Genomic DNA, 19,388 nt, shown 5'->3' on the forward strand with positions numbered 1-19,388 from the left:
GGCGTTTCACCTCTCCGCGAGCCCTGCGGCGAGGGTGCTTCTGATCGTTCGTCCGGTGGCTTGGTTATCGCCACCGTCGAACACACTACCGAACCGTGCGGTGTCGTGCGGCGTTTTGACGCCGGTTCGCCTGGCGGCGAATCGGCTACCCCTGTCCTGCTCCGCAGGGGTCCGATTCCTCCCCCGCCTGAAGGCGGAGGTCTCCTCGGAGGCATTTGATGAACGAACATCCGCCTGCTCGCACCAGCGTCTCCCGCCGCGGATTCATCGCCGGGACCGGTTCCGCCCTGGGGCTGGCCGCCCTGGGCGTCCACGCGCGGCCGGCCGCCGCGTCCGCCCCGATCGCCGACGGCGCCCACGTCGCCGTCCTGGTGATCGGCACCGGCTACGGCGGGTCGGTGGCCGCGCTCCGCCTCGCCCAGGCGGGCGTCGACGTGCACATGGTCGAGATGGGCATGGCCTGGGACACCCCCGGCGCCGACGGCAAGATCTTCTGCAACACGCGGGAGCCCGACTACCGCTCGTACTGGCTGCGTACCAGGACCAAGGCGCCGCTCAGCAACTTCCTCGGCTTCCCCATCGACCGGGACATCCCCCGCTACACCGGCATTCTGGATGCCGAGGAGTTCGGCGGCATCACGGTCTATCAGGGCCGCGGCGTCGGCGGGGGCTCGCTGGTCAACGGCGGCATGGCGGTCGTGCCCCGACGCGCGAACTTCGCCGCCGTGCTCCCCTCGGTGAACCCCGACGAGATGTACGCCACCTACTATCCGCGGGCCAACGCCGGGCTCGGGGTCGCCACCATCGACCCCGGCTGGTTCGAGACGGCCGAGTGCTACCAGTACTCGCGCGTGGGCCGCAAGCACGCCCAGCGCTCGTCGTTCCCGTTCGTGTTCGTGCCCGACGTGTACGACTGGGACTACATGGAGCAGGAGGCGGCCGGCACCGTGCCCAAGTCCGCGCTGGCCGGCGAGATCCTCTACGGCAACAACCACGGCAAGAAGTCGCTGCAGAGGACCTATCTCGCCCAGGCCACGGCCACCGGCAGGGTGACGATCTCCCCGCTGCACCGGGTCACCTCGGTCGCTCCGGGGTCCGGCGGCGCGTACACCGCCGTCATCGAGCAGCTCGACACCACCGGCGGCGTCACCGCGACCAAGACGGTGACGGCCGACAGGGTGTTCTTCGCCGCCGGCAGCGTCGGCACCAGCAAACTCCTGGTACGGCTGAGGGCCACCGGCGTCTTACCCGGCCTGAACGGCGAGATCGGCAAGGGCTGGGGCGACAACGGCAACGTCATGTGCGGCCGGGCCAACCACCTTTGGGACCCGACCGGCAGCCTCCAGTCGGCCATCCCCTGCTGCGGCATCGACAACTGGTCGGCTGGGGGCGCGTTCGCGGAGGTCGCGCCGCTGCCCACCGGCATCGAGACGTGGGCGTCCTTCTACCTGTCGATCACCGACAACCCGCACCGGGCGCAGTTCACCTGGAACGCGGCGGCGGGCAAGGTGGAGCTCGACTGGCAGACCGCGTGGAAACAGCCCTCCATCGACATGGCCAAGACGATCTTCGACACGATCAACGCCAAGGAGGGGACGATCTACCGTACCGACCTGTTCGGCGTCTACAAGATCTGGGGCGACCACCTCACGTACCACCCGCTGGGGGGCGCGGTCCTGGACAGGGCCACGGACAACTACGGCCGCCTGCACGGATATCCCGGCCTGTACGTCATCGACGGCGCGCTGATCCCGGGCAACACGACCGTCAACCCGTTCGTCACCATCACCGCGCTCGCCGAACGCAACATCGAGCGGATCATCGCCGCCGATCTGTGACCGCGACCGTCAGGCTCGCCGGCGGGCGACGAACACGTACTCGCGGTTGTCCTCGGTGAACGGCTCGTCCCGCGTCGTCGCCACGCGCCCATGATCGCATCGCTTCCCGCGCGGCGCCGGGACGGTGGAGACTCTAGGCCGGCACGGTTCGAGGGCTCAGGAGGACACCAGGTGGCCGAGCAAGAAGTGTGGGACCCCTTCGGGACGTTGCGTCGCGCGTTGTGGATCGGGGGCGGACAGTGGGCGGGCAAGTCGACCGTGGCCCGGCTCCTGGCCGCGTGGTACGGCGTCACCGCCTACCACTACGACTACCACGACGCCCGCGGCCACAATGATCGCCGGATCGCCCGGCGCGTCGCCTCCTGCGAGCCCGTCACCGAACCCGACCCTGACGCCGAGTGGGTCCGGGCCACTCCCGAGGACATGGCCGCCGCGACCCTGGCCGGATTTCCTGACCGGTTCGCCTGGGCGCTGGACGACCTGCGCGGGCTCGTTTCCGGGCACCCCATCATCGCCGAAGGCTGGGGGCTCCGCCCCGAACTCGTCTCGCCCCTCCTCGACTCTCCACGCCGCATGATCGTCATGGTGCCCGCGCCGGAGTTCCGCCGGCACCAGATACGTACGCTGCCCAGGGCCGGCGCGCTCGGCCATGCCGTCAGCGACCCGGCCCGCGCGCAGGCCAACCGCCTGGCTCGGGACCAGCTGGTCGCGGAGGACGCCGTCCGCGGCGCCCGCCGGTTCGGCATCCGCGTGCTCGAGGTCGACGGTTCCCATGACGCCGACGCGATCGCGGAAATCGTCGCCGAGCATTTCGGCCCGTACCTTCCCAAGAAAAGCCACTGACGTAACACAAGTGTTATGCCGTACCAGCTGCTGCCATTCTTCGTAATGGCCGGAAATCAGTCATAAAGGGGGAGTTATCGCGCAGCACTGAAGGCGAAAACCCGCTCCGCCGAAGGGCTCGGTAGATACTCTTTGACCCGCGCGGCATTGGGTGGGGCGGTGGCGAGGGAGCCTGCATGCTTGACCAGCGGAATCATCAGGGCAAGTTCGCCGAGGACTACGTGCGCGCCCTCGCCTCCGCCGCGGGGCTGCTCGTCTACAAGGACGACCTCGACCACGACGGGATAGACCTCGGCTTCCGCTATCCGGGCAGGTCCGGGCACATCGCGTCGCCCGCGATCGAAGTGCAGGTCAAGTCGTGGTCAGCGCCGGCGCACAAGGGGCCTGACCTGCACTTTCCCGGCCTGAACGAGGTGCAGTACAACAAGCTCGTCGCGGGCCCGTTCCTCGTTCCGCGCTACCTGTTCGTCGTCGTGGTCCCGCGCGAGCGCGACCGTTACGCCCGGGTGGAGACCGAAGGTCTGACGCTCAGCCGGCTCTGTTACTACCGAGGGTTCGAGGGCGAGCAGGCCATCGCCTCCCCGAGCGCCAGACGGCACGCGCCCGTCCGGGTGCCGCTGGGCAACGTCCTCACCGTGCGCGCCCTGCGCGAGCTCGTCGGCGCTCCCGCGTGACCACGCCCCTGTCGGTCGCCGACATCAGCAGCTATCTCGCCATGACCGGCTGGTCCCGCCAGCCGGGCGACTGGCGGGGCGCCGCCGTCTGGGTGCACGAGGGCGATCACGAGATCCTGGTGCCCGGCACGGACGACCTCGGCGACGGGCCCCGGCGGGTCAGGGAGATCCTCACCCTGCTGGCGCGGCTGGAAGGCCGCTCCCGCGAGGACATCGCCTCCGACATCGGCGCGCCCATGGCCGACGTGCAGTGGTACAGAGCCTCCATCGTCCCGGTGGACGGGCAGTTCAGGCTGCTCGACGCGGTCACGGCGCTCACCAGCGCGCAGGCCGCCCTCGGCGCGGCGGCGCGCGCCGCGCTCACCGGCCCTCGCCCGGTGTACGACGGCGTGGCGCCCAAGCAGGTGCGCGACCTGCTCGACCGCGTCTGGATCGGGCCCATCGTGGCCTCGGGCGACCTCCTCACGGTCCGCGTCCCGCTGGAACGTGCCACACCGGGAGAGCCGCCACTGGCCCGCCGTACCCTGATCCTTCTCCAGCGCGCGGCGGCGCTCCTGCTCGAAGCCGGCGCCGAGGTGCACAGGACCGGCGACATCAGCACCTTCGACGGCCTCGTGCGGCACGGCGTGTCGGCCGAGCTCTGCCAGGCGCTCGCGCGCTTCGCCGGTTCCGACCCCGGCACCCGGTTCGAGGTCGGCTTCCGCTGGGCGCGGGCGCTCCCCTCCGACGTGCCCGCGCGCCGGCTGGTCTTCGACGCCGAGACGGGACGGTTGTTACGCCGCGTCGCGCACCGGCTGCGCCGCCTCCACAGCGACAGCGCCTCGGTCACCGGCCTCATCGCCATGCTCGTGGACATCGGCGGCGAGGACCGGTTCCGCGTACAGGTCCGCGGCGACGTGGCGATCGGCGGCGCCGAGTCGCGCGGCTCGATCTGGGTGCGGCTGCCCGACGAGGCGGCCTACGACGTGGCCGTCGAGGCGCACCGGAGCAGGGCTCCCGTGCGCGCTCGCGGCACGCTCAGGGAGGTTTCCGGCCGCCGCGAGCTGACGGCCACCACGTTCGGCACAGTGACGGACCATCGATCCGAGGAGACCTGACCATGGAGAACAGCACGTTCGGAGCCCGGGAGCGGGCCCTGCTGCTCGGCCTGATGACACTCGGCGGATCGGCGTCCAACCCCGCGCTCCGCGACCAGGTCGGCGCCGCGCTCGACGGCAGGTTCCGGCTCCGGATGAACACGCTCGGCCTCGTCACCAGTGACAGGCAGGGCAGGGCGTACCACCACACGCTCACCGACAAGGGCTGGGCCTGGTGCGTGAGCGAGCTCGCGGGCACCGCCCCCGACCGCGGAGGGTCGCTCGGCCGCACCCTCTACGGCGTCCTCGGCCTGATCAAGGGCTATCTCGACGCGGCCGATCTGAGTCTGGCCGACTTCGTCGTCACGGCCCGGTCGGACGACGCCGCTGCCGGCGACGCCGGCCTCGCCGGTACGGCGGACGGCGCCGGCCTCGCGGGGACGGCCAGGCCGGACGTCGCCGGCCTCGCGGGGACGATCCGGGAGGCGTACTGGCTGCTGGCGCGCGAACCCCAGGACTGGGTGCTCCTGACCCGGCTGCGCCCGCTGCTCGGCGACGCGCCCGCCGACGAGGTCGACGACGCCCTGAGGCGGATGGAGCTCCTCCCGGACGTGCATCTCGTGCCGGAGGCCGACCAGAAGACGCTGACCGACGACGACAGGAAGGCGGCCGTGCTCGTGAACGGAGTGAGCAAGCACCTTCTCGCGATCGAGGCCCGGTGAACGAGCAGGAGGAACGCGCCCTGCGGGCCGTCTCCAGGGTGCTCGACTGGGCGACGACCGCCGAGCACGCCTGGAACCCGCCGCCCTTCCACGTCGACGGCATGCATCCGCGAGCCGAGCGGCTGATCCTCGACGGCATCGACGAGGCGTCGCTCGCCTCCCGTACGAGCCCGCTCGGAGTCGTGATCCAGGGCGAGGGCGGCGCGGGCAAGACCCACCTCCTCGGCTGGGTCAGGGGCCGGATCGCCCAGGCCGGCGGCTACTTCTTCCTGGTGGACTTCAGCGCCGGAGAGGACTTCTGGCGTCAGACCACGAGCGCGATGGTCGAGGACCTGGGCCGCTCCCCCCAGGGCCCCGGCTCCCCCGTCCAGGCGCTGGTGGCGCTGCGGGCCCTCGCCTCCCTCGCGGGTTGCGGCGACCGGATCGAGACGGCGATCGGGCGCGGCACGGGCCTGACCCGTGAGGACCTCGACGCCCTGGTGGACGGCCTGCTGGCCAGGGATCGGCGGCTGCTGCGGTGCCGCGACACCATCCGGGCCCTCGCCCTCTACGCCACCGCGTCCGGCCATGCCCTCGACGTCGCCCACGATCACCTGACGTCGACGGAGGAGGCCGAGGAGGGTGATCGCCAGGCGTGGGGGATGGGCAAGGGGATCAAGACCCATCACGACATCGCCGTCGAGCTGTCGACGATCCTCGCGCTGACCGGCCCCAGCGTCATCGCGGTGGACCAGATCGACGCGATACTCGGACACTCCAGGCCGGTCGCCGGCACAGACGCCGGCGCAGAACCGCGTAAGGACGTCCTCGACGAGATCGCGGCCGGCCTCATGGCCCTGCGCCACGCCACCCAGCGCTCGCTCTGCCTGGTCGCCTGCCTCCCCTCGTCCTGGCACCTGATCAAGGAGCGGGCCATCGGGACGGTGCAGGACAGGTTCAGGACGTCGCTGATCCTCACCACGCTCGCGAGCTCCGACATCGCCCGCGCCCTGGTCGAACGGCGCTTCGCCGTGGCCTTCGCGGACGCGGGCTGCACGCCGCCCGACCCGCTGTGGCCGATCGCGCCGGCCGCGTTCGCGACCGCGCCGGGTCTCACGCCGAGGACCCTGCTCCGGCGCATCAGCGCGCACGTCGAGACGTGCCGGGTGGAGGGCGAGGTCACCCCGCTGGAGCGCTTCGACCAGGACCACCCGGCTCCGTCCTCCCCCGGGGACCACCCGGGCCGGCCGCTCACCGGAGACGCCGCGGACCGGCCGCTCGGCGACGGTCACCCGGTCCCGCCCGTCGCCGGTGCCGCCCCCGCCGTGTCCGAGACGGACCTCGCGCGGCTCGACGCCCGCTTCGCCGGCCTGCGCGAGCAGGCCGAGACCTCGGACGCGTACGATCCCGACCACGAGGACGAACTCGCTCCCCCGCTGCTCGCCGCCGGACTCAACGCGTGGATCACGGAGCAGGGCGAGTCCGGGCGCGCCTTCTCCGTCGACCCGCCGCCCGGCCGCAGGCCGAACCTCCACGCTCGGCTGCGGCAGGAGCTCGACCCCGACTCGGAGGAGCAGCGGCACTGGACGTTCCGGATGATCGGGGCGCCGCATCCGATCGCTGCGCTCAAGCGGCTGAACGACGGCATCAAGGCGTCGGGGATCGGCCCGGAGACGCCCGACCGGTGTTTCGTCGTGCTGCGCAACCAGGCGTGGTCGGACGGTCCCGCGACCCAGGCCAGGGTGACTCACCTCAAGGACTGCGGCGGAAAGGCGCTCACGCTGCGCGGCGACGACCTGCGCGTGTTCGACGCGCTGCGCCGGATGGCGGCCGACCGGGATCCGGAGTTCGACGCGTGGTTGCGGGCTCGGCGTCCGGCGAGCGGCACCGAACTCCTCAGCGGCCTGCTCGGGACCCCGAGCACACCGAGCACACCGAGCACACCTAGCACACCGAGCACGCCGAGCACATCGAGCACGCCGAGAGGCGGGCGCGTTGCCGTCATTCCGGTCGGCAGGCGGTTCGACACGGGCGCGGACCTGGAGGTGAAGCTGGCCGCGCTGGCCCGCCACACCGCCGTCTTCGCGGGCTCCGGGTCGGGCAAGACCGTGTTCCTGCGGCGGCTCGTGGAGGAGTGCGCGTTGCACGGGGTGTCCTCGATCGTGCTCGACTCCAACAACGACCTCGCCAGGCTGGGCGATCCCTGGCCCGCGGAGCCGCCCGGGTGGGGCCCCGGCGACGCGGGCAAGGCGGCCCGCTACTTCGCCGAGACCGAGGTCGTGGTCTGGACTCCTGGGCGCTCCCGCGGGCGCCCGCTGACCTTCCAGCCGCTGCCCGATTTCGCGGCCGTGCTCGACGACCGGGACGAGCTGGACTCCGCGCTCGGCCTGGCCGTCGCGGCGCTGGCGCACCGGGCGAACGCCCACGGAGCGAGCGCCAAGGCGCACAAGGGCAAGGCCGTGCTCCGCCAGGCGCTGGAGCACTTCGCGCGCTCGGGCGGCGGCGACTTCACCGCGTTCCTGGGCATGCTCGCCGATCTGCCGCTGGAGGTCAGCCAGATCGACCGGGCGGACCAGATAGCCGCCGAGCTGGGGCAGCTCCTGACCGCCGCGACGATCAACGACCCGCTCTTCGCCGGCAACGGCGAGCCGGCCGACCCCGAGCAGCTGCTGACCCCGTCGGCGGGCAAGCGGGCCCGCGTGTCGGTCATCAGCTTCATCGGGCTCGACGAGGACGCGAGGCCCGGGTTCGTCAGCCAGCTCCAGATGGCCCTGTTCTCCTGGATCAAGCGGAACCCGGCCCGCGGCCGCCCGCTGAACGGCCTGTACGTGATGGACGAGGCGCAGGCCCTGGTGCCCGCCACGCCCAGGACCGAGGCGCTGGCCAGCACGCTTACCCTCGCGTCGCAGGCCCGCAAGTACGGCCTCGGCCTCGTCTTCGCCACCCAGGCGCCGCGCGGCCTGCACAACCAGATCGCCGGCAACGCCACCACCCAGTTCATCGGCAGGATGAACAGCCCCACGCAGATCTCCGTGGTCCAGACGCTGGCCCGGGCCCGCGGCGGCCGGGCCGACCGGGTCGGGCGGCTGGAGGTCGGGCAGTTCTACACCGCGAGCGACGGCATCCCCGAGACGCTGGTCCGCACCCCGCAGTGCCTGAGTCACCACCCCGCCGATCCGCTCACCGAACAGGAGATCATGCGGCGCGCCTCCGCCTGAGAGAAGGGCGGCGCAGGCGTTCGGACGGCTCCCCGGGCCGCGCAGAACGGCGGCCTTTACGTAGTGAATTCGCCGTCAAGCATCCCTGAAATTGCCGGATATGTCATGGAATATGACGATATGGGTGCTAGCGTCCGAATTGAGGAAATGGGATCAACGGGGGAGGAACAATGACGTTCGACTTCCAGCACGGAGGAGGCTGCGGCCGTCGTCGCCGCTGGCGTCGCCGTCGCTGCCGTCGTAGGCGCTGGTGGGGCGGCTGGGGCGGCCCCTGGTGGGGCGACGACTGGGACTGGTGGTAAGCCATTCCCGCGAGAGCCGCGGATTGTGGCGATGTCGGTGTGCGGCCTACACCCGTTGGCGAACTGCACCCTCGCCACAATCCGCTTCTCGCGTCACATCATCCGCATCTTTCCCCTGTCAACACTTACGGAGCATGTTGAGCAGAGCCACCTTCTCGTTCCGCGTCACGAAGAGCCGGTAGTGGTGCTTCACGGTGATCCAGGAAACGGCGTAACGGCACCAGTGGGCGCGGCGCGGCGGACGCCAGCTCTGGGGGCCCTTGGCCCCTTTCGCGATGTTGGCGGAGTGGCTGACCGTGATGAGCTCGGGCCGCTTGAGGTCGTTGGCGAACGCCCGCCTGCGCGCCGGGCTCCACCTGCTGGCCCCCGAACGCCACGCGTACGCCAGCGGCACGACATGGTCGACGTCGACCAGCCTTTCGCTCCTGAGCTTCTTGCCGTCGTACGGGCTGTACCAGACGCCCTTGACCGGGTGGCAGGCCGCGTTCTTGCGCACCCGCCGGCCGTCGCGGGCCAGAACCACCTCGCGGGCGTTGCACCTGCCCTTGTGCTGCTCCCACCGCGGCTGGAAGCGGCGGTGGCTGTAGCCGCGGATCGATAACGGTTCGGCCACCTTCAGCTGGCCCAGCATCCGGCGGGCCAGCGCACCGGCCTCGGCCTGAGATCGCTTGCGAGCCTCCGCCGCCGCATGCGGGGTCGCGGCGACAGCGGTGATCGGGATGGCCAGCAGAGTCAGCACGGCAACTGTGACCGGCCTCGTCAAGAAGATCATGCCTACACCCCTACCAGCACACCCCCCGCCGGCGGCAGCGATATTCATGAAACCGGAGGGCGACGCAAGCATCCCTCCCCGTCACGTTCGCGCTCCCCCGCAGCACGTCCAGGCCCGCCGGCGCGCCGGCGGACCGCCGCCGGCCCTACGGAGCGCCGCCGATGGCGCAGGCGCGGCACGGGGGCTGGCCGCAGGTGCACTGCATGATGGCGTCGAGAACGTCGTGATCATGGTAGAGGCACTGGTCTCTACAGGTGTGCCGCGGCACGAAGCCCGCCTGGATCTCGTCGGGCCACGGCTCGTGACCTTCGCGGCAGCGTACGAACCGCTCGGGGTCGGACGCGTGCAGCACCTGCATGCGTGCGCGCGCCTCGCCCTCCAGCGTCCGTGTCTCCTCCACCATGGTGGTGAGCTGGGCGGCGATGGCGGAATACTGGTCGTCCCCGGTGCGCACGTGCGCGGCCCGCAGCGCCATCGCCGCGTTGCTCAGGAATCGTGTGGCGTCCTGGAGGTCGGTGGTGTGGTGCAACTGAATGCCGGTAACGCCTCGGACCCACACGGCGTCGTCTTGCATTGATCAACCTTTCACAGCGGCAGAGCGCTCACAATGTCGGGGGATACGCCGAAGGATAACGCGCCTTTTACCGGGCTTTCCGCCTCAGCGACCCGGTTGACCTTCGCCACAATGGTGCGGCAGAAAGAGAAAAGCCCGCCACGTCTGCCGATCCGGCCGCGAGACGTGTGCGGCGGCGGGCGGTCACCATGCTGGGGAATCTTTGTCCAAACTTTGCAGAACTGTTAAGGGGCGGCCCCCGGACGATATCCCGGGGGCCGCCCAGCGCGCGTCATGGCGGTCAGCTCGTCACGGCGCACTGCCCGCGATCCTGGCTGGCGGGTCCTTTCGCGTTCGGACGTACGTCGAAGTCGAAGATCGCGGTGGGCAGGTAGAGCGAGCAGCACGCGTTGGGGATGTCGACGATCCCGCTGACCCGCCCCTCGATCGGTGCCGCGCCGAGGAGCAGATAGGCCTGTTCGCCGCTGTAACCCCACCTCTTGAGATACTCCACGGCGTTGAGGCAGGCCCTGCGGTAGGCCACCGTCGCGTCGAGGTAGTAGTTGGTGTCGGTGTCGTGGTCCACCGAGATGCCGATGAACGACAGGAACTCCGAATATCTCGGCTCCACGTTGCCCGGCATGAACAGCGGGTTGGTGGTGACACCGTACTTCTCCATGCCGCCCTTGATGAGGTCGACGTGGAAGTCGATGTAGCCTCCCATCTCGATCGCGCCGCAGAAGGTGATCTCCCCGTCACCCTGGCTGAAGTGCAGGTCACCTCCTGACAGCTTGGCGTCGGGCACGTGGACCGGGTAGAAGACCCGGGCTCCGCGGGTGAAGTTCTTGATGTCGTGGTTGCCGCCGTTCTCCCTGGCGGGCACGGTACGCGCTCCCTCCGCGGCGATCCGCTGCGCCACGTCGCCGGTCGCCGTGCCGGTGACGGCGTTGTCGGTCAGCGGCGGCAGGCCGAGCGGCGGGACGCGCTGCGGGTCGGTGTCGATGAGCGTCTGCTCCCGGCGGTTCCAGCTGCCGAGCAAGTCCGCCGACGGCGCCGTGCCGAAGAGTCCCGGGTGGGTGATGCCGGTGAAGCGAACCCCCGGCAGGTGGCGGGAGGTCGCGACCTGGCCGTGGAAATCCCAGATCGCCTTGTAGGCGTCGGGGAAGTAGTCGGTCAGGAATCCGCCGCCGTTCGCCTTGGCGAAGACGCCGGTGTACCCCCATCCCTGTCCTGGCGCCTCCCCTACCTGCTGGGGAACCGGGCCGAGGTCGAGGATGTCCACGACGAGCAGGTCTCCGGGTTCGGCCCCCTCCACCCCGATGGGCCCGCTCAGCACGTGCGCGACGGTCAGGTCGACATCGCGTACGTCGTTCGCGGAGTCGTTGTCGCCGATCTGCGCGTCGGTCCATTCCCGGCATTCCATCCGGAACTCGTCGCCGGGCCGTACCATCTCCGCCACCGGGATGTCCGGGTGCCAGCGGTTGTGCCCCGGGACCTCCTGGTCGCGCATCGGCTTCGACTGATCGATCTTGAAAACTACCTTCGGCATGATGGATGCCCTTCTTCTAGCGGATGGCTCCTTCCTGGCTGGGCGTGGGCCTCACCTCTCTTCCGCTTCGGCGGGCACCGTCAGGTCCATCGCGGGTGATGCCGGCGCTCGCTGTCCGGCCTCGAGGGTTCCTCCGCCTCGTCGGGCGCCGCGCCGGCCGGCTCCCTGTGCCGCGTCAGCGGCCACAGCGCGGCGAACACCACCACGCCGAACACGGCGAGGATGATCGCGAAGAGCCTGGTGTCGCGCCAGTAGCCGGCCAGGGTCATGTAGGCGGGGATCGCCGCCGTGACCCAGCCCTGGATCGCCGTGACCCAGCCGGTGTACCTGGTGATCCGCGTACGTTTCAGCCCGAGCAGCACGAAGAACAGTGCCCACAGGAACGACCAGTAGAGCCAGATGACTCCGAAGGCGGGATCGCCGAGGATCCGGAAGTTGGCGAAGGAATAGCCGAGCGCCATGACGGCCACGAAGAGCGAGAAATAGCCGACCCCTGTGGAGTCGAAGCCGCCGAGCAGGTTGATGCCCACATAGAGATAGGTGAATCCGAACAGGTAGATCCCCGACGCGCCGAGCACCACGGCCGCGTCGGCGGGATTGAGGATGACCAGCACGGTAGGCGTGATCACCTGCAGCGCTCCGACGAACAGGTTGAACACGCCGGCCGCTTTCGGTTCGACCTTTCCCAGGAGCATCAGACCGTTGATGAAAAGGACCGCCCCCACGTAGAGCAGTCCGACGGCTCCCATCACCGACACCTCCTCGTGTCAGTACGGGTGGTGCGTCCGCCGGGCGCCACGTCGCCGGCGCACGCAACGTTTACTGGTGTTGCAAGGGTGTTTCAGGGCCGGGGCAGGCGCGACAGTGCCGGGTGCGACGGCGGTTGCCACCGCCGCCCCGGAGGCACGTGCGTGACCACCTCGGGCGCTTCCCTGCTCTGCTCCTCTCGTGTCAGGGCGGCGGACGCCGCCGGGGACAGCCGGGTGAGGTTCGGGACGGTGAAGAATCGGCGGGCCGGAGAGCGGCACACCGGACAGTCGCGGACCGCCTCGGCGGTCCCTATCGGCAGGCGCACCTCGAATTGCCCGCAATCCAGACAGCGGTACGCGTACGTTGCCATGGACATCCCCGTAAAAGATCGGGATCCTTTTTCACGGCACGACACCGCATGCGGCGTTATGCCGATATCTCCAGAAAACCTCTAGGCGATTCGCCATGTCAAGGTCCACGCCCCGGCCCAGTACGAACAAAAAAGTCTTGTCCGTGCGCAGCGCGCTATTTATCTTTTATGCAGAAAAATGGCCGTCTCATAAGACGGTGATGGCGATATCCGGACAGGCGCCGACGCCTCCCGGCGCTAGAGCTTGCCGAGCGCGCGGGCCAGGACGGTGGCGGTCTTCGCGATGGTCTTGTTGTCGGTGGGAAGGCCCTTGGTGCGGTTGGTGTAGATCGACATGATGAGGGGAGCGGCACCCTTCCCGGGCCAGACGACGGCGATGTCGTTCCCGCCGCCGAACCCGTCGGAGTTGGTGCCCGTCTTGTCGGCGACCGTCCAGGTCCCGGGCAGGCCGGCGCGGATGCGCTCGCCGCCGGTCTTGTTCGCGAGCAGCCAGGCGAGCAGTTGCCTGCGGTCCTTGGCGTGCAACGCCCGCCCCAGCGTGAGCACGCGCAGGTCGCGGCCGATGGCCGCGGGCGTGGTGGTGTCGCGCTTCTCCCTGGGGGTCCAGTCGTTGAGCTCGGGGTGCCAGCGGTCCATGCGCGAGGTCGAGTCCTTCAGCGTACGAAAGTACTTCGTCAGCCCTTTCGGCCCGCCGATCTGCTTGAGCAGCAGGTTGGACGCGGTGCCGTCGCTCATGGTGACGGCCGCCTCGCACAGCTGGGAGACGGTCAGGCCGTCCTTGACGTGCTTCTCGGTGACCGGCGAGTTGGGCTTCATGTCGGCGGCCGTCCACTTGATGAGCCTGCTCATCAGGCCGGGCCGGGAGGTGCGGGCCTTCTGCAGCACGGCCGCGCAGAGGGGCGCCTTGAAGGTGGACAACATCGGGAAGCGCTCGCCCGCACGGTACGTCACGGTCTTGCCGGTGGCCGTGTCGAGCGCGTACGCGCCGATCCTGCCCTTGAAGGCCACCTCCAGCTTGCGCAGCTCCTTCCTGGCCAGGGCCGCTCCTGGAGCCGCCGCCGACGGCGCCGCCACGGTCGTGGGCACGGTCGCCGGCGCGGCCGAGGCCGGGCTCCCGCCGACGATCAGGAGGGAGGCCGCCAGGGCGGACGCGGGCAGAGCGGCCACGATCCCGCGGGTGCGTACGTGTCGCATGTCGAATCCTCCGCTTGTCGGCTGTCAGAGAGAAAGGAGCCAAGCAGATGCGATCAAGCGATGTCTAATAGCGATACCGATCACCGGTCGATATCGGCCTCGATATGCGCCCACGTCAGGCCGGGTGCCGAGCCCTCTACGGCAGGCCTTCCCTCGGGCCGAGCACGCTGGACAGGAACGCCCTGGTGCGCTCCTGTCCAGGAGCGGCCAGGAGCTCGCCGGGCCGGCCGCGCTCGACGGCCACGCCGTCGTCGAAGAAGGTCAGCCAGTCGCCGACCTCCCTGGCGAAGGCGATCTCGTGGGTCACCACGACCATCGTCATCCCGTCGGCGGCCAGCCCCTTCATGACCTCCAGGACCTCGTCCACCAGTTCCGGGTCCAGCGCGGACGTCGGCTCGTCGAACAACATCAGCGCCGGGTTCATCGCCAGCGCCCTGGCGATGGCCACCCGCTGCTGCTGGCCGCCGGAGAGCTGGTGGGGCCGCTTGTGCGCGTGGCCGGCCAGGCCCACCCGCTCCAGGTGCTCCATCGCCAGCCCGCGCGCCTCGTCCGCCGGGCTGCCCAGCACGTGGACGGGCCCGCAGGCCACGTTCTCCAGCGCGCTCTGGTGGGCGAACAGGTTGAAGCGCTGGAACACCATGCCGATGTTCCGGCGGAAGGCGGCGAACTCCTTGGGCGTCCAGGGGTGGTACCTGCCGTCGCGCAGGGTGTGGCCGACCTCCTCCCCGAGGACCCGCAGGCTGCCGCCGAGCACCGGCTCGAGACCGTTGACGCAGCGCAGGAACGTGGACTTGCCCGAGCCCGACGGGCCGATGACACAGCTCACCTCGCCGGCGGACACGGTGAAGTCCACGCCGTTGAGCACCTGCACGTCTCCGTAGCTCATCCGGACGCCGGTGGCCCGCACGACCGGCGTCCCCGGCGCGGTCACGCCGTCGCCTTCGGCAGGACCCTGGCCGCCAGGCCGCCGCCGCGCACGAGACGTACGGCGTCGGAGCCGAACCGGCGCTCCAGCCTCCCCTGCAGGAAGGTCGCCACGGCGGTCATGAGCATGTACCACAGGCTCGCCACGATCAGCAGCTCCATGATCAGGTTGTTGGCCTTGTAGATCTGGCTGGCGTTGGTCATCAGGTCGTGCCCGGCGACCACGTACACCAGCGACGTGGTCTTCAGCATGGAGATGAACTCGTTGCCCGTCGGCGGGATGATGATGCGCAGCGCCTGCGGGAGCACGATGACCCGCATCCGCTTGGCGGGGGTCATGCCCAGCGCGTACGCCGCCTCCGTCTGCCCCCTGTCGACGGCCTGGATGCCGGCGCGCACGGTCTCGGCGAAATAGGCCGCCAGGTTCAGCCCCAGGCCCAGCATGGCGGAGGTGAAGCCGGTCATCACCTCGTTGGTGTCCCACTTGACGCCGATCATGGTGAACGGGATCTTGAGCACCAGCTCGGGGAACAGGTAGGCCAGGTTGTACCAGAAGATGAGCTGCACCAGGACGGGCGTGCCGCGGAAGAACCAGATGTAGCCCCAGGCCAGCCCGCTCAGCACCGGGTTGTACGACAGCCGCATGATCGCGATCAGCACGCCCAGCACCAGCCCGAGAGCCGTGGCCACCACCGAGATCTCGATGGTGACCCAGACCCCGGCCAGGATGCGGTCGTTGAACAGGTATTCCGCGACCTTGGTCCAGTCCAGGCGGGGGTTGATGACGACCAGGTAGACCAGCCAGCCCGCGACCGCCAGCGCGGCGGCCGCGCCCACCCAGCGGCCCCAGTGCAGGGTGCGCGCGACGGGGACGGGGGTGCCCGTCCCGTCGACGATCGGCTCGGTGCGCACGCTCACTTACCGCCGTTGACCGTGGCGGACTCGACGGCCAGCTTCTCCAGGTTCCACGCCTTGAGCACCTTGCCGTACTCGCCGCTCCGGATGAGGGAGTCCAGCGCGCCCTTGACGGAGTCGATCAGCTCCTTGTCGTCCGGCTTCATGCCGATGCCCCACAGGCTCTCCGTGCCTTCTATCGCGATCGCCTCCACCCCGAGCTTGGGGTCGGCGGCCTTGTAGGTCGTCACCACGTAGTCGGTGATGTTGGCCTGCGCGCGACCGCCGCCGACCTGGAGCAGGGCCTCCTGATCGCCGGGGAACTTCAGGATGGTCACGCCGCCCTCGCCGGCCTTCTCGCAGTCGGCGTCGTACTGTTCGGCCAGCGCGAGCGAGGAGCCGTTGTCGACGACCGAGACCGTCTTGCCGCACAGGTCGTCCGGCCCCGAGATGCCCGCCGGGTTGCCCTTCTTGACCAGGAGTCCCGCGCCCGCCCGTACGTAGTCGACGAACGAGAGCTTGCCCTGGCGTTCGGCGTTGTCGGTCATCGAGGAGATGACGAAGTCGTAGCGGCCGGTCAGGACGCCGGGGATCTGCGAGTTGAACTCCTCGTCGGTGATGGTCACCTTGACCCCGAGCTTCCTCGCGATGGCCCGGGTCAGTGAGGGGTCGAGCCCGATCGCGGTCTTGCCGTCGGAGGCGTACAACTCCATCGGCGGGTAGCCGAGGGAGGAGACGACCTTCAGTCCGTCGGTCCTCAGCCGGGCGGGCACCTTGGCGGCCAGCGCCTTGTCCGGGGTGATCGCGTTGATGACGGCGGCCGCCTTGTCCTCGGCGGGGGCCTGGTCGAGGACGACGGGCGCGGCCGACGGCTCGGCCTCCGCGCCCGAGTCGAGGGGCTCGGCGCCGCAGGCCGTGGCGACGGCGAGCAGCGCACCGGCAGCGAGCAAGGTACGGATCCGGGTGTTCAATGGGGGGTTCTCCTTCAGCTTCGCTGCCAGCGGACCTCGCCGCCGACGACGGTGGTCATGACCTTGGTGCGCAGCACCGCGTCCGGTGACTCACGGTAGGGGTCGGTGTCCACCGCGATGAAGTCGGCGAGCTTGCCCGGCGCGAGGGTGCCCTTGCGCTCTTCCTCGCCCGAGGCGTAGGCCGCGCCCAGGGTGTGAGCGGTGATGGCCTCGGCCATGCTCAGCCGCTGCTCGGGCTGCCAGCCGCCGGGGGGCGTGCCGTCGGGGCGGGTACGCGTGACAGCGGCGTGGAGTGCGGCGAACGGGTCGGGATGCTCCACGGGGGCGTCGGAGCCGAAAGCCAGGGCGACGCCGACGTTCAGCATCCCGCGCCAGGCGTAGGACGCCACCCCGTGACCGGCCAGCAGGGCGTCGACCAGGTCGATGTCGCTGGTGCAGTGCACGGGCTGCATGGAGGCGGCGATGCCCAGCCGGGCCATCCTCGCCAGGTCGCCGGGCCGTACGTGCTGGGCGTGCTCGATACGGTGCCGCAGGCCGGGCGTGCGGCCGATGGCCTCGTAGGCGTCGATGACCAGGCGGTTGGCCCGGTCGCCGATCGCGTGTGTGGCCACCGCGATGCCGGCGCCCGCGGCCCTGCGGAACAACTTGACGAGGTCGTCGTACGGCGTGACCGCGATGCCGGCGTTGCCCTGATCTCCGGCGAAGGGCCGGCTCATGTGGCATGTGTGCGAGCCGAGCGCGCCGTCGCTGAAGATCTTCACGGGCCCGGTGCGGACCCAGTCGTCGCCCTGCCCGGTGCGGCGTCCCTCATCGATGGCGGCCTCCAGGTGGGTCGCCGGGATCGCCTTGTGCACGCGCAGCTTCAGCCGGCCCGTTGCGCGCAGCTCCAGGTAGGCCGCCCGGCAGTCCTCGCCGTCGATGTCGTGCACGCTGGTCAGGCCGAGCCCGAGCAGTTCCTCCTGGGCGGCGCCGAGCCGGTCGGTCAGGTCGGCGGAGACCATGAGGTGGCGCAGCGGGTACGACGCCGACTCGCGCAGGATGCCGGTCGGCTCCCCATCGGCGTCCCTGACGATCTCGCCGCCCACCGGGTCGGGGGTGCCGGCGTCGATGCCGACCAGGCGCAGGGCCGCGGAGTTGGCCCAGACGGTGTGGCCGTCGACGCTGGGCAGCGCGACCGGCAGGCCGGGGCAGACCGAGTCCAGGGCGTACCTGTCCGGCTGGGCGGGCGGGTCCCAGGTGTTGCTGTTCCAGCGGCCGCCGAACAACCAGGCGCCCGGTCGCAGCCGGGCGGCGTGCGCGGCCACCTTGGCCAGAGCCTCGTCCAGGGAGCGCGCGTCGCGCAGGTCGACCGCGTCCAGGCTCAGGGCGTACTGGGCGGTGTGGATGTGGGCGTCGTAGAGGCCGGGCAGGACGGCGGCGCCCTCCAGGTCGATCAGCTCCGCACCCGGCCCCGCCGCCTCGCGCACGTCCGCCTCGCCGCCGACGGCCAGCAGCGTCTGGCCCTTCACGGCCATGGCCTGGGCCAACGGGTTCTCGCCGGCTCCGGTGCGGATGGCGGCGTTGCGGTACACGCGGATGCTCATGGGACTCTCAGCGGGCCGGAAATGTGATGGGCCTCACTGTAGGAGTAGCTATATGCAGGTGGAAGTGCTACAAACACGACATTTAGCGCTTCTGAGGGTAAGGGTTGCTGATGCTGAAGCCGGAGCACCTGCGCACCCTCCGCGAGGTCGTGCAGCGCGGATCGTTCGCTGCCGCCGCCAACCGGCTCGGTTACACCCCCTCCGCCGTCTCCCAGCAGATGGCCTCCCTGGAGCGGGAGATGGGCGTGACGCTGTTCGAGCGCTTCGCCCACAGCGTGCTGCCCACCAGCGCCGCCGAGGTGCTCGCCAGGCACGCGGAGGTCGTGCTCATCGACATCGAGCGCATGATCGCCACCGTCCAGGAGGTGCACAGGAACAGCGAGCGGCAGATCCGCCTGGGCATCTTCCCGAGCTTCGCCGACGGCCTGACCGGCGTCCTGCGCGACATGGAGCCCGCCGACCGCGCCGCCATCCGGCTCACCGTGGCCGAACCCTCACAGCTCATCCCGCGCCTGGGCGCGGGCGGCGAACTCGACGCGGCCATCGTCTACCAGGTGGGCAACTCCGGCCTGTCGTGGCCGTCGTCGCTGGGCCGGCGGTGGGTCGCCGAGGACCGCTACAAGGTCGTCCTGCCGCGCGGCTGGCCCGACCTGGCGCCGTACCGGGTGGAACAGTTCGTCGACCTGCCGTGGATCATGCACCACCCGGCGAGCAGCGACGCGTCCTTCTTCGACGGCGTCTTCGCGCGCTGGCGGCTGCATCCGAGAGTGGCCTGCCACTCCGACGACTTCAAGATCACCCTGGCCATGGCCGAGGCGGGGATGGGCGCCGCGCTCGTCCCCGACCTCGCGCTGCGGGATCACGGCCGGGACATCGTGGTCGCCGACGTGCCCTGGCTCAACACCAGCCGCAGCATCTTCACCCTCGTCCGACCCGACCGCGAGACCGCCCGCCTGCAGGCACTGCTGGACGCGCTGGCCGTCTGACCACCCCCACCAGGGCCGCCGCCCGTCCGGCGGACCGTGCTGCTGACAGACGGTAGCCGAGCGATCATGTGGATGTTATCTTGCGCGGATGAGATGGGTTCGCCTCATGCCGGCCGTGGTCGTCGGGATGCGTACTTCTTGGACACCTCTGACGCTTCCGACGACTAGTCGAGTGTAGATCTCGGTGGGC

General features: G+C 70.2%; 17 protein-coding genes. 7 read left to right on the plus strand and 10 right to left on the minus strand.

What is annotated here, in order from left to right; translation table 11 throughout:
• The first annotated feature begins 218 nt into the window (after positions 1-218).
• The 6 genes from E1292_RS10125 to E1292_RS10150 all read left to right on the plus strand — a co-directional run bounded on the left by E1292_RS10125 (position 219) and on the right by E1292_RS10150 (position 8,350).
• Positions 219-1,838, plus strand: a complete 1,620-nt coding sequence (locus E1292_RS10125) for a GMC oxidoreductase (protein ID WP_132594354.1) — start codon at positions 219-221, stop codon at positions 1,836-1,838.
• Between the two features lie 171 nt (positions 1,839-2,009).
• The gene (locus E1292_RS10130; protein ID WP_220446754.1) at positions 2,010-2,681 is read left to right on the plus strand and encodes a hypothetical protein; all 672 of its coding nucleotides are present in this window, start codon (positions 2,010-2,012) and stop codon (positions 2,679-2,681) included.
• 176 nt (positions 2,682-2,857) lie between these two features.
• Positions 2,858-3,355 (plus strand): DUF4365 domain-containing protein, encoded by a 498-nt coding sequence (locus tag E1292_RS10135; protein ID WP_132594356.1) that lies wholly within the window; start codon positions 2,858-2,860, stop codon positions 3,353-3,355.
• Positions 3,352-4,452, plus strand: coding sequence for a hypothetical protein (locus E1292_RS10140; RefSeq protein WP_246090035.1), 1,101 nt, complete (start codon positions 3,352-3,354; stop codon positions 4,450-4,452). Before E1292_RS10135 ends, E1292_RS10140 begins: the two co-directional genes overlap by 4 nt.
• Before the next feature lie 2 nt (positions 4,453-4,454).
• Positions 4,455-5,153 carry a hypothetical protein gene (locus E1292_RS10145; protein WP_132594358.1) on the plus strand — a complete coding sequence of 233 codons (699 nt, stop codon included), beginning with the start codon at positions 4,455-4,457 and terminating at the stop codon, positions 5,151-5,153.
• The gene (locus E1292_RS10150; RefSeq protein ID WP_132594360.1) at positions 5,150-8,350 is read left to right on the plus strand and encodes a helicase HerA domain-containing protein; all 3,201 of its coding nucleotides are present in this window, start codon (positions 5,150-5,152) and stop codon (positions 8,348-8,350) included. The genes E1292_RS10145 and E1292_RS10150 overlap by 4 nt, the downstream gene beginning before the upstream one ends.
• 420 nt (positions 8,351-8,770) lie before the next feature.
• Here the strand turns inward: E1292_RS10150 and E1292_RS10160 are convergent, their stop codons facing one another.
• The 10 genes from E1292_RS10160 to E1292_RS10205 form a co-directional block, all read right to left on the minus strand.
• The gene (locus tag E1292_RS10160; protein WP_132594364.1) at positions 8,771-9,424 is read right to left on the minus strand and encodes an HNH endonuclease family protein; all 654 of its coding nucleotides are present in this window, start codon (positions 9,422-9,424) and stop codon (positions 8,771-8,773) included.
• A 145-nt stretch (positions 9,425-9,569) separates the two neighbouring features.
• Complete coding sequence (locus E1292_RS10165) at positions 9,570-9,998, minus strand: hypothetical protein (protein ID WP_132594366.1); 429 nt, start codon at positions 9,996-9,998, stop codon at positions 9,570-9,572.
• A 280-nt stretch (positions 9,999-10,278) separates the two neighbouring features.
• Positions 10,279-11,526: a formamidase gene (gene fmdA / locus E1292_RS10170; RefSeq protein ID WP_132594368.1), complete on the minus strand. Its 1,248-nt coding sequence runs from the start codon at positions 11,524-11,526 to the stop codon at positions 10,279-10,281.
• An 80-nt stretch (positions 11,527-11,606) separates the two neighbouring features.
• Positions 11,607-12,275, minus strand: coding sequence for an AmiS/UreI family transporter (locus E1292_RS10175; protein WP_132594370.1), 669 nt, complete (start codon positions 12,273-12,275; stop codon positions 11,607-11,609).
• Between the two features lie 92 nt (positions 12,276-12,367).
• Positions 12,368-12,652, minus strand: coding sequence for an FmdB family zinc ribbon protein (locus tag E1292_RS55700; protein ID WP_369334335.1), 285 nt, complete (start codon positions 12,650-12,652; stop codon positions 12,368-12,370).
• A 231-nt stretch (positions 12,653-12,883) separates the two neighbouring features.
• Positions 12,884-13,840, minus strand: coding sequence for a class A beta-lactamase (gene bla, locus E1292_RS10185; protein ID WP_132594374.1), 957 nt, complete (start codon positions 13,838-13,840; stop codon positions 12,884-12,886).
• A 136-nt stretch (positions 13,841-13,976) separates the two neighbouring features.
• Positions 13,977-14,726 (minus strand): amino acid ABC transporter ATP-binding protein, encoded by a 750-nt coding sequence (locus E1292_RS10190; RefSeq protein ID WP_165974468.1) that lies wholly within the window; start codon positions 14,724-14,726, stop codon positions 13,977-13,979.
• 41 nt (positions 14,727-14,767) lie between these two features.
• Entirely contained in the window at positions 14,768-15,682 is a 915-nt protein-coding gene (locus tag E1292_RS10195; protein WP_132594376.1) for an amino acid ABC transporter permease, read from the minus strand.
• Complete coding sequence (locus E1292_RS10200; protein WP_132594378.1) at positions 15,679-16,629, minus strand: ABC transporter substrate-binding protein; 951 nt, start codon at positions 16,627-16,629, stop codon at positions 15,679-15,681. The genes E1292_RS10195 and E1292_RS10200 overlap by 4 nt, the downstream gene beginning before the upstream one ends.
• A 14-nt stretch (positions 16,630-16,643) precedes the next feature.
• The gene (locus E1292_RS10205) at positions 16,644-18,212 is read right to left on the minus strand and encodes an amidohydrolase (protein ID WP_132594380.1); all 1,569 of its coding nucleotides are present in this window, start codon (positions 18,210-18,212) and stop codon (positions 16,644-16,646) included.
• A 110-nt stretch (positions 18,213-18,322) separates the two neighbouring features.
• Between E1292_RS10205 and E1292_RS10210 the strand changes: the two genes are divergently transcribed.
• Positions 18,323-19,198 (plus strand): LysR family transcriptional regulator, encoded by an 876-nt coding sequence (locus E1292_RS10210; protein ID WP_132594382.1) that lies wholly within the window; start codon positions 18,323-18,325, stop codon positions 19,196-19,198.
• The last annotated feature ends 190 nt before the right edge of the window (positions 19,199-19,388 follow it).

The organism is Nonomuraea deserti, assembly GCF_004348685.1.
Lineage (GTDB): Bacteria > Actinomycetota > Actinomycetes > Streptosporangiales > Streptosporangiaceae > Nonomuraea > Nonomuraea deserti.

What these genes read in the sequence shown, in the direction of transcription:
- E1292_RS10125 (WP_132594354.1), top strand. Translation starts at nt 219, where the DNA reads ATGAACGAACATCCGCCTGCTCGCACCAGCGTCTCCCGCCGCGGATTC.
- E1292_RS10135 (WP_132594356.1), top strand. Translation starts at nt 2,858, where the DNA reads ATGCTTGACCAGCGGAATCATCAGGGCAAGTTCGCCGAGGACTACGTG.
- E1292_RS10145 (WP_132594358.1), top strand. Translation starts at nt 4,455, where the DNA reads ATGGAGAACAGCACGTTCGGAGCCCGGGAGCGGGCCCTGCTGCTCGGC.
- E1292_RS10160 (WP_132594364.1), bottom strand. Translation starts at nt 9,424, where the DNA reads ATGATCTTCTTGACGAGGCCGGTCACAGTTGCCGTGCTGACTCTGCTG.
- E1292_RS10165 (WP_132594366.1), bottom strand. Translation starts at nt 9,998, where the DNA reads ATGCAAGACGACGCCGTGTGGGTCCGAGGCGTTACCGGCATTCAGTTG.
- fmdA (WP_132594368.1), bottom strand. Translation starts at nt 11,526, where the DNA reads ATGCCGAAGGTAGTTTTCAAGATCGATCAGTCGAAGCCGATGCGCGAC.
- E1292_RS10175 (WP_132594370.1), bottom strand. Translation starts at nt 12,275, where the DNA reads ATGGGAGCCGTCGGACTGCTCTACGTGGGGGCGGTCCTTTTCATCAAC.
- E1292_RS55700 (WP_369334335.1), bottom strand. Translation starts at nt 12,652, where the DNA reads ATGTCCATGGCAACGTACGCGTACCGCTGTCTGGATTGCGGGCAATTC.
- bla (WP_132594374.1), bottom strand. Translation starts at nt 13,840, where the DNA reads ATGCGACACGTACGCACCCGCGGGATCGTGGCCGCTCTGCCCGCGTCC.
- E1292_RS10190 (WP_165974468.1), bottom strand. Translation starts at nt 14,726, where the DNA reads ATGAGCTACGGAGACGTGCAGGTGCTCAACGGCGTGGACTTCACCGTG.
- E1292_RS10205 (WP_132594380.1), bottom strand. Translation starts at nt 18,212, where the DNA reads ATGAGCATCCGCGTGTACCGCAACGCCGCCATCCGCACCGGAGCCGGC.
- E1292_RS10210 (WP_132594382.1), top strand. Translation starts at nt 18,323, where the DNA reads ATGCTGAAGCCGGAGCACCTGCGCACCCTCCGCGAGGTCGTGCAGCGC.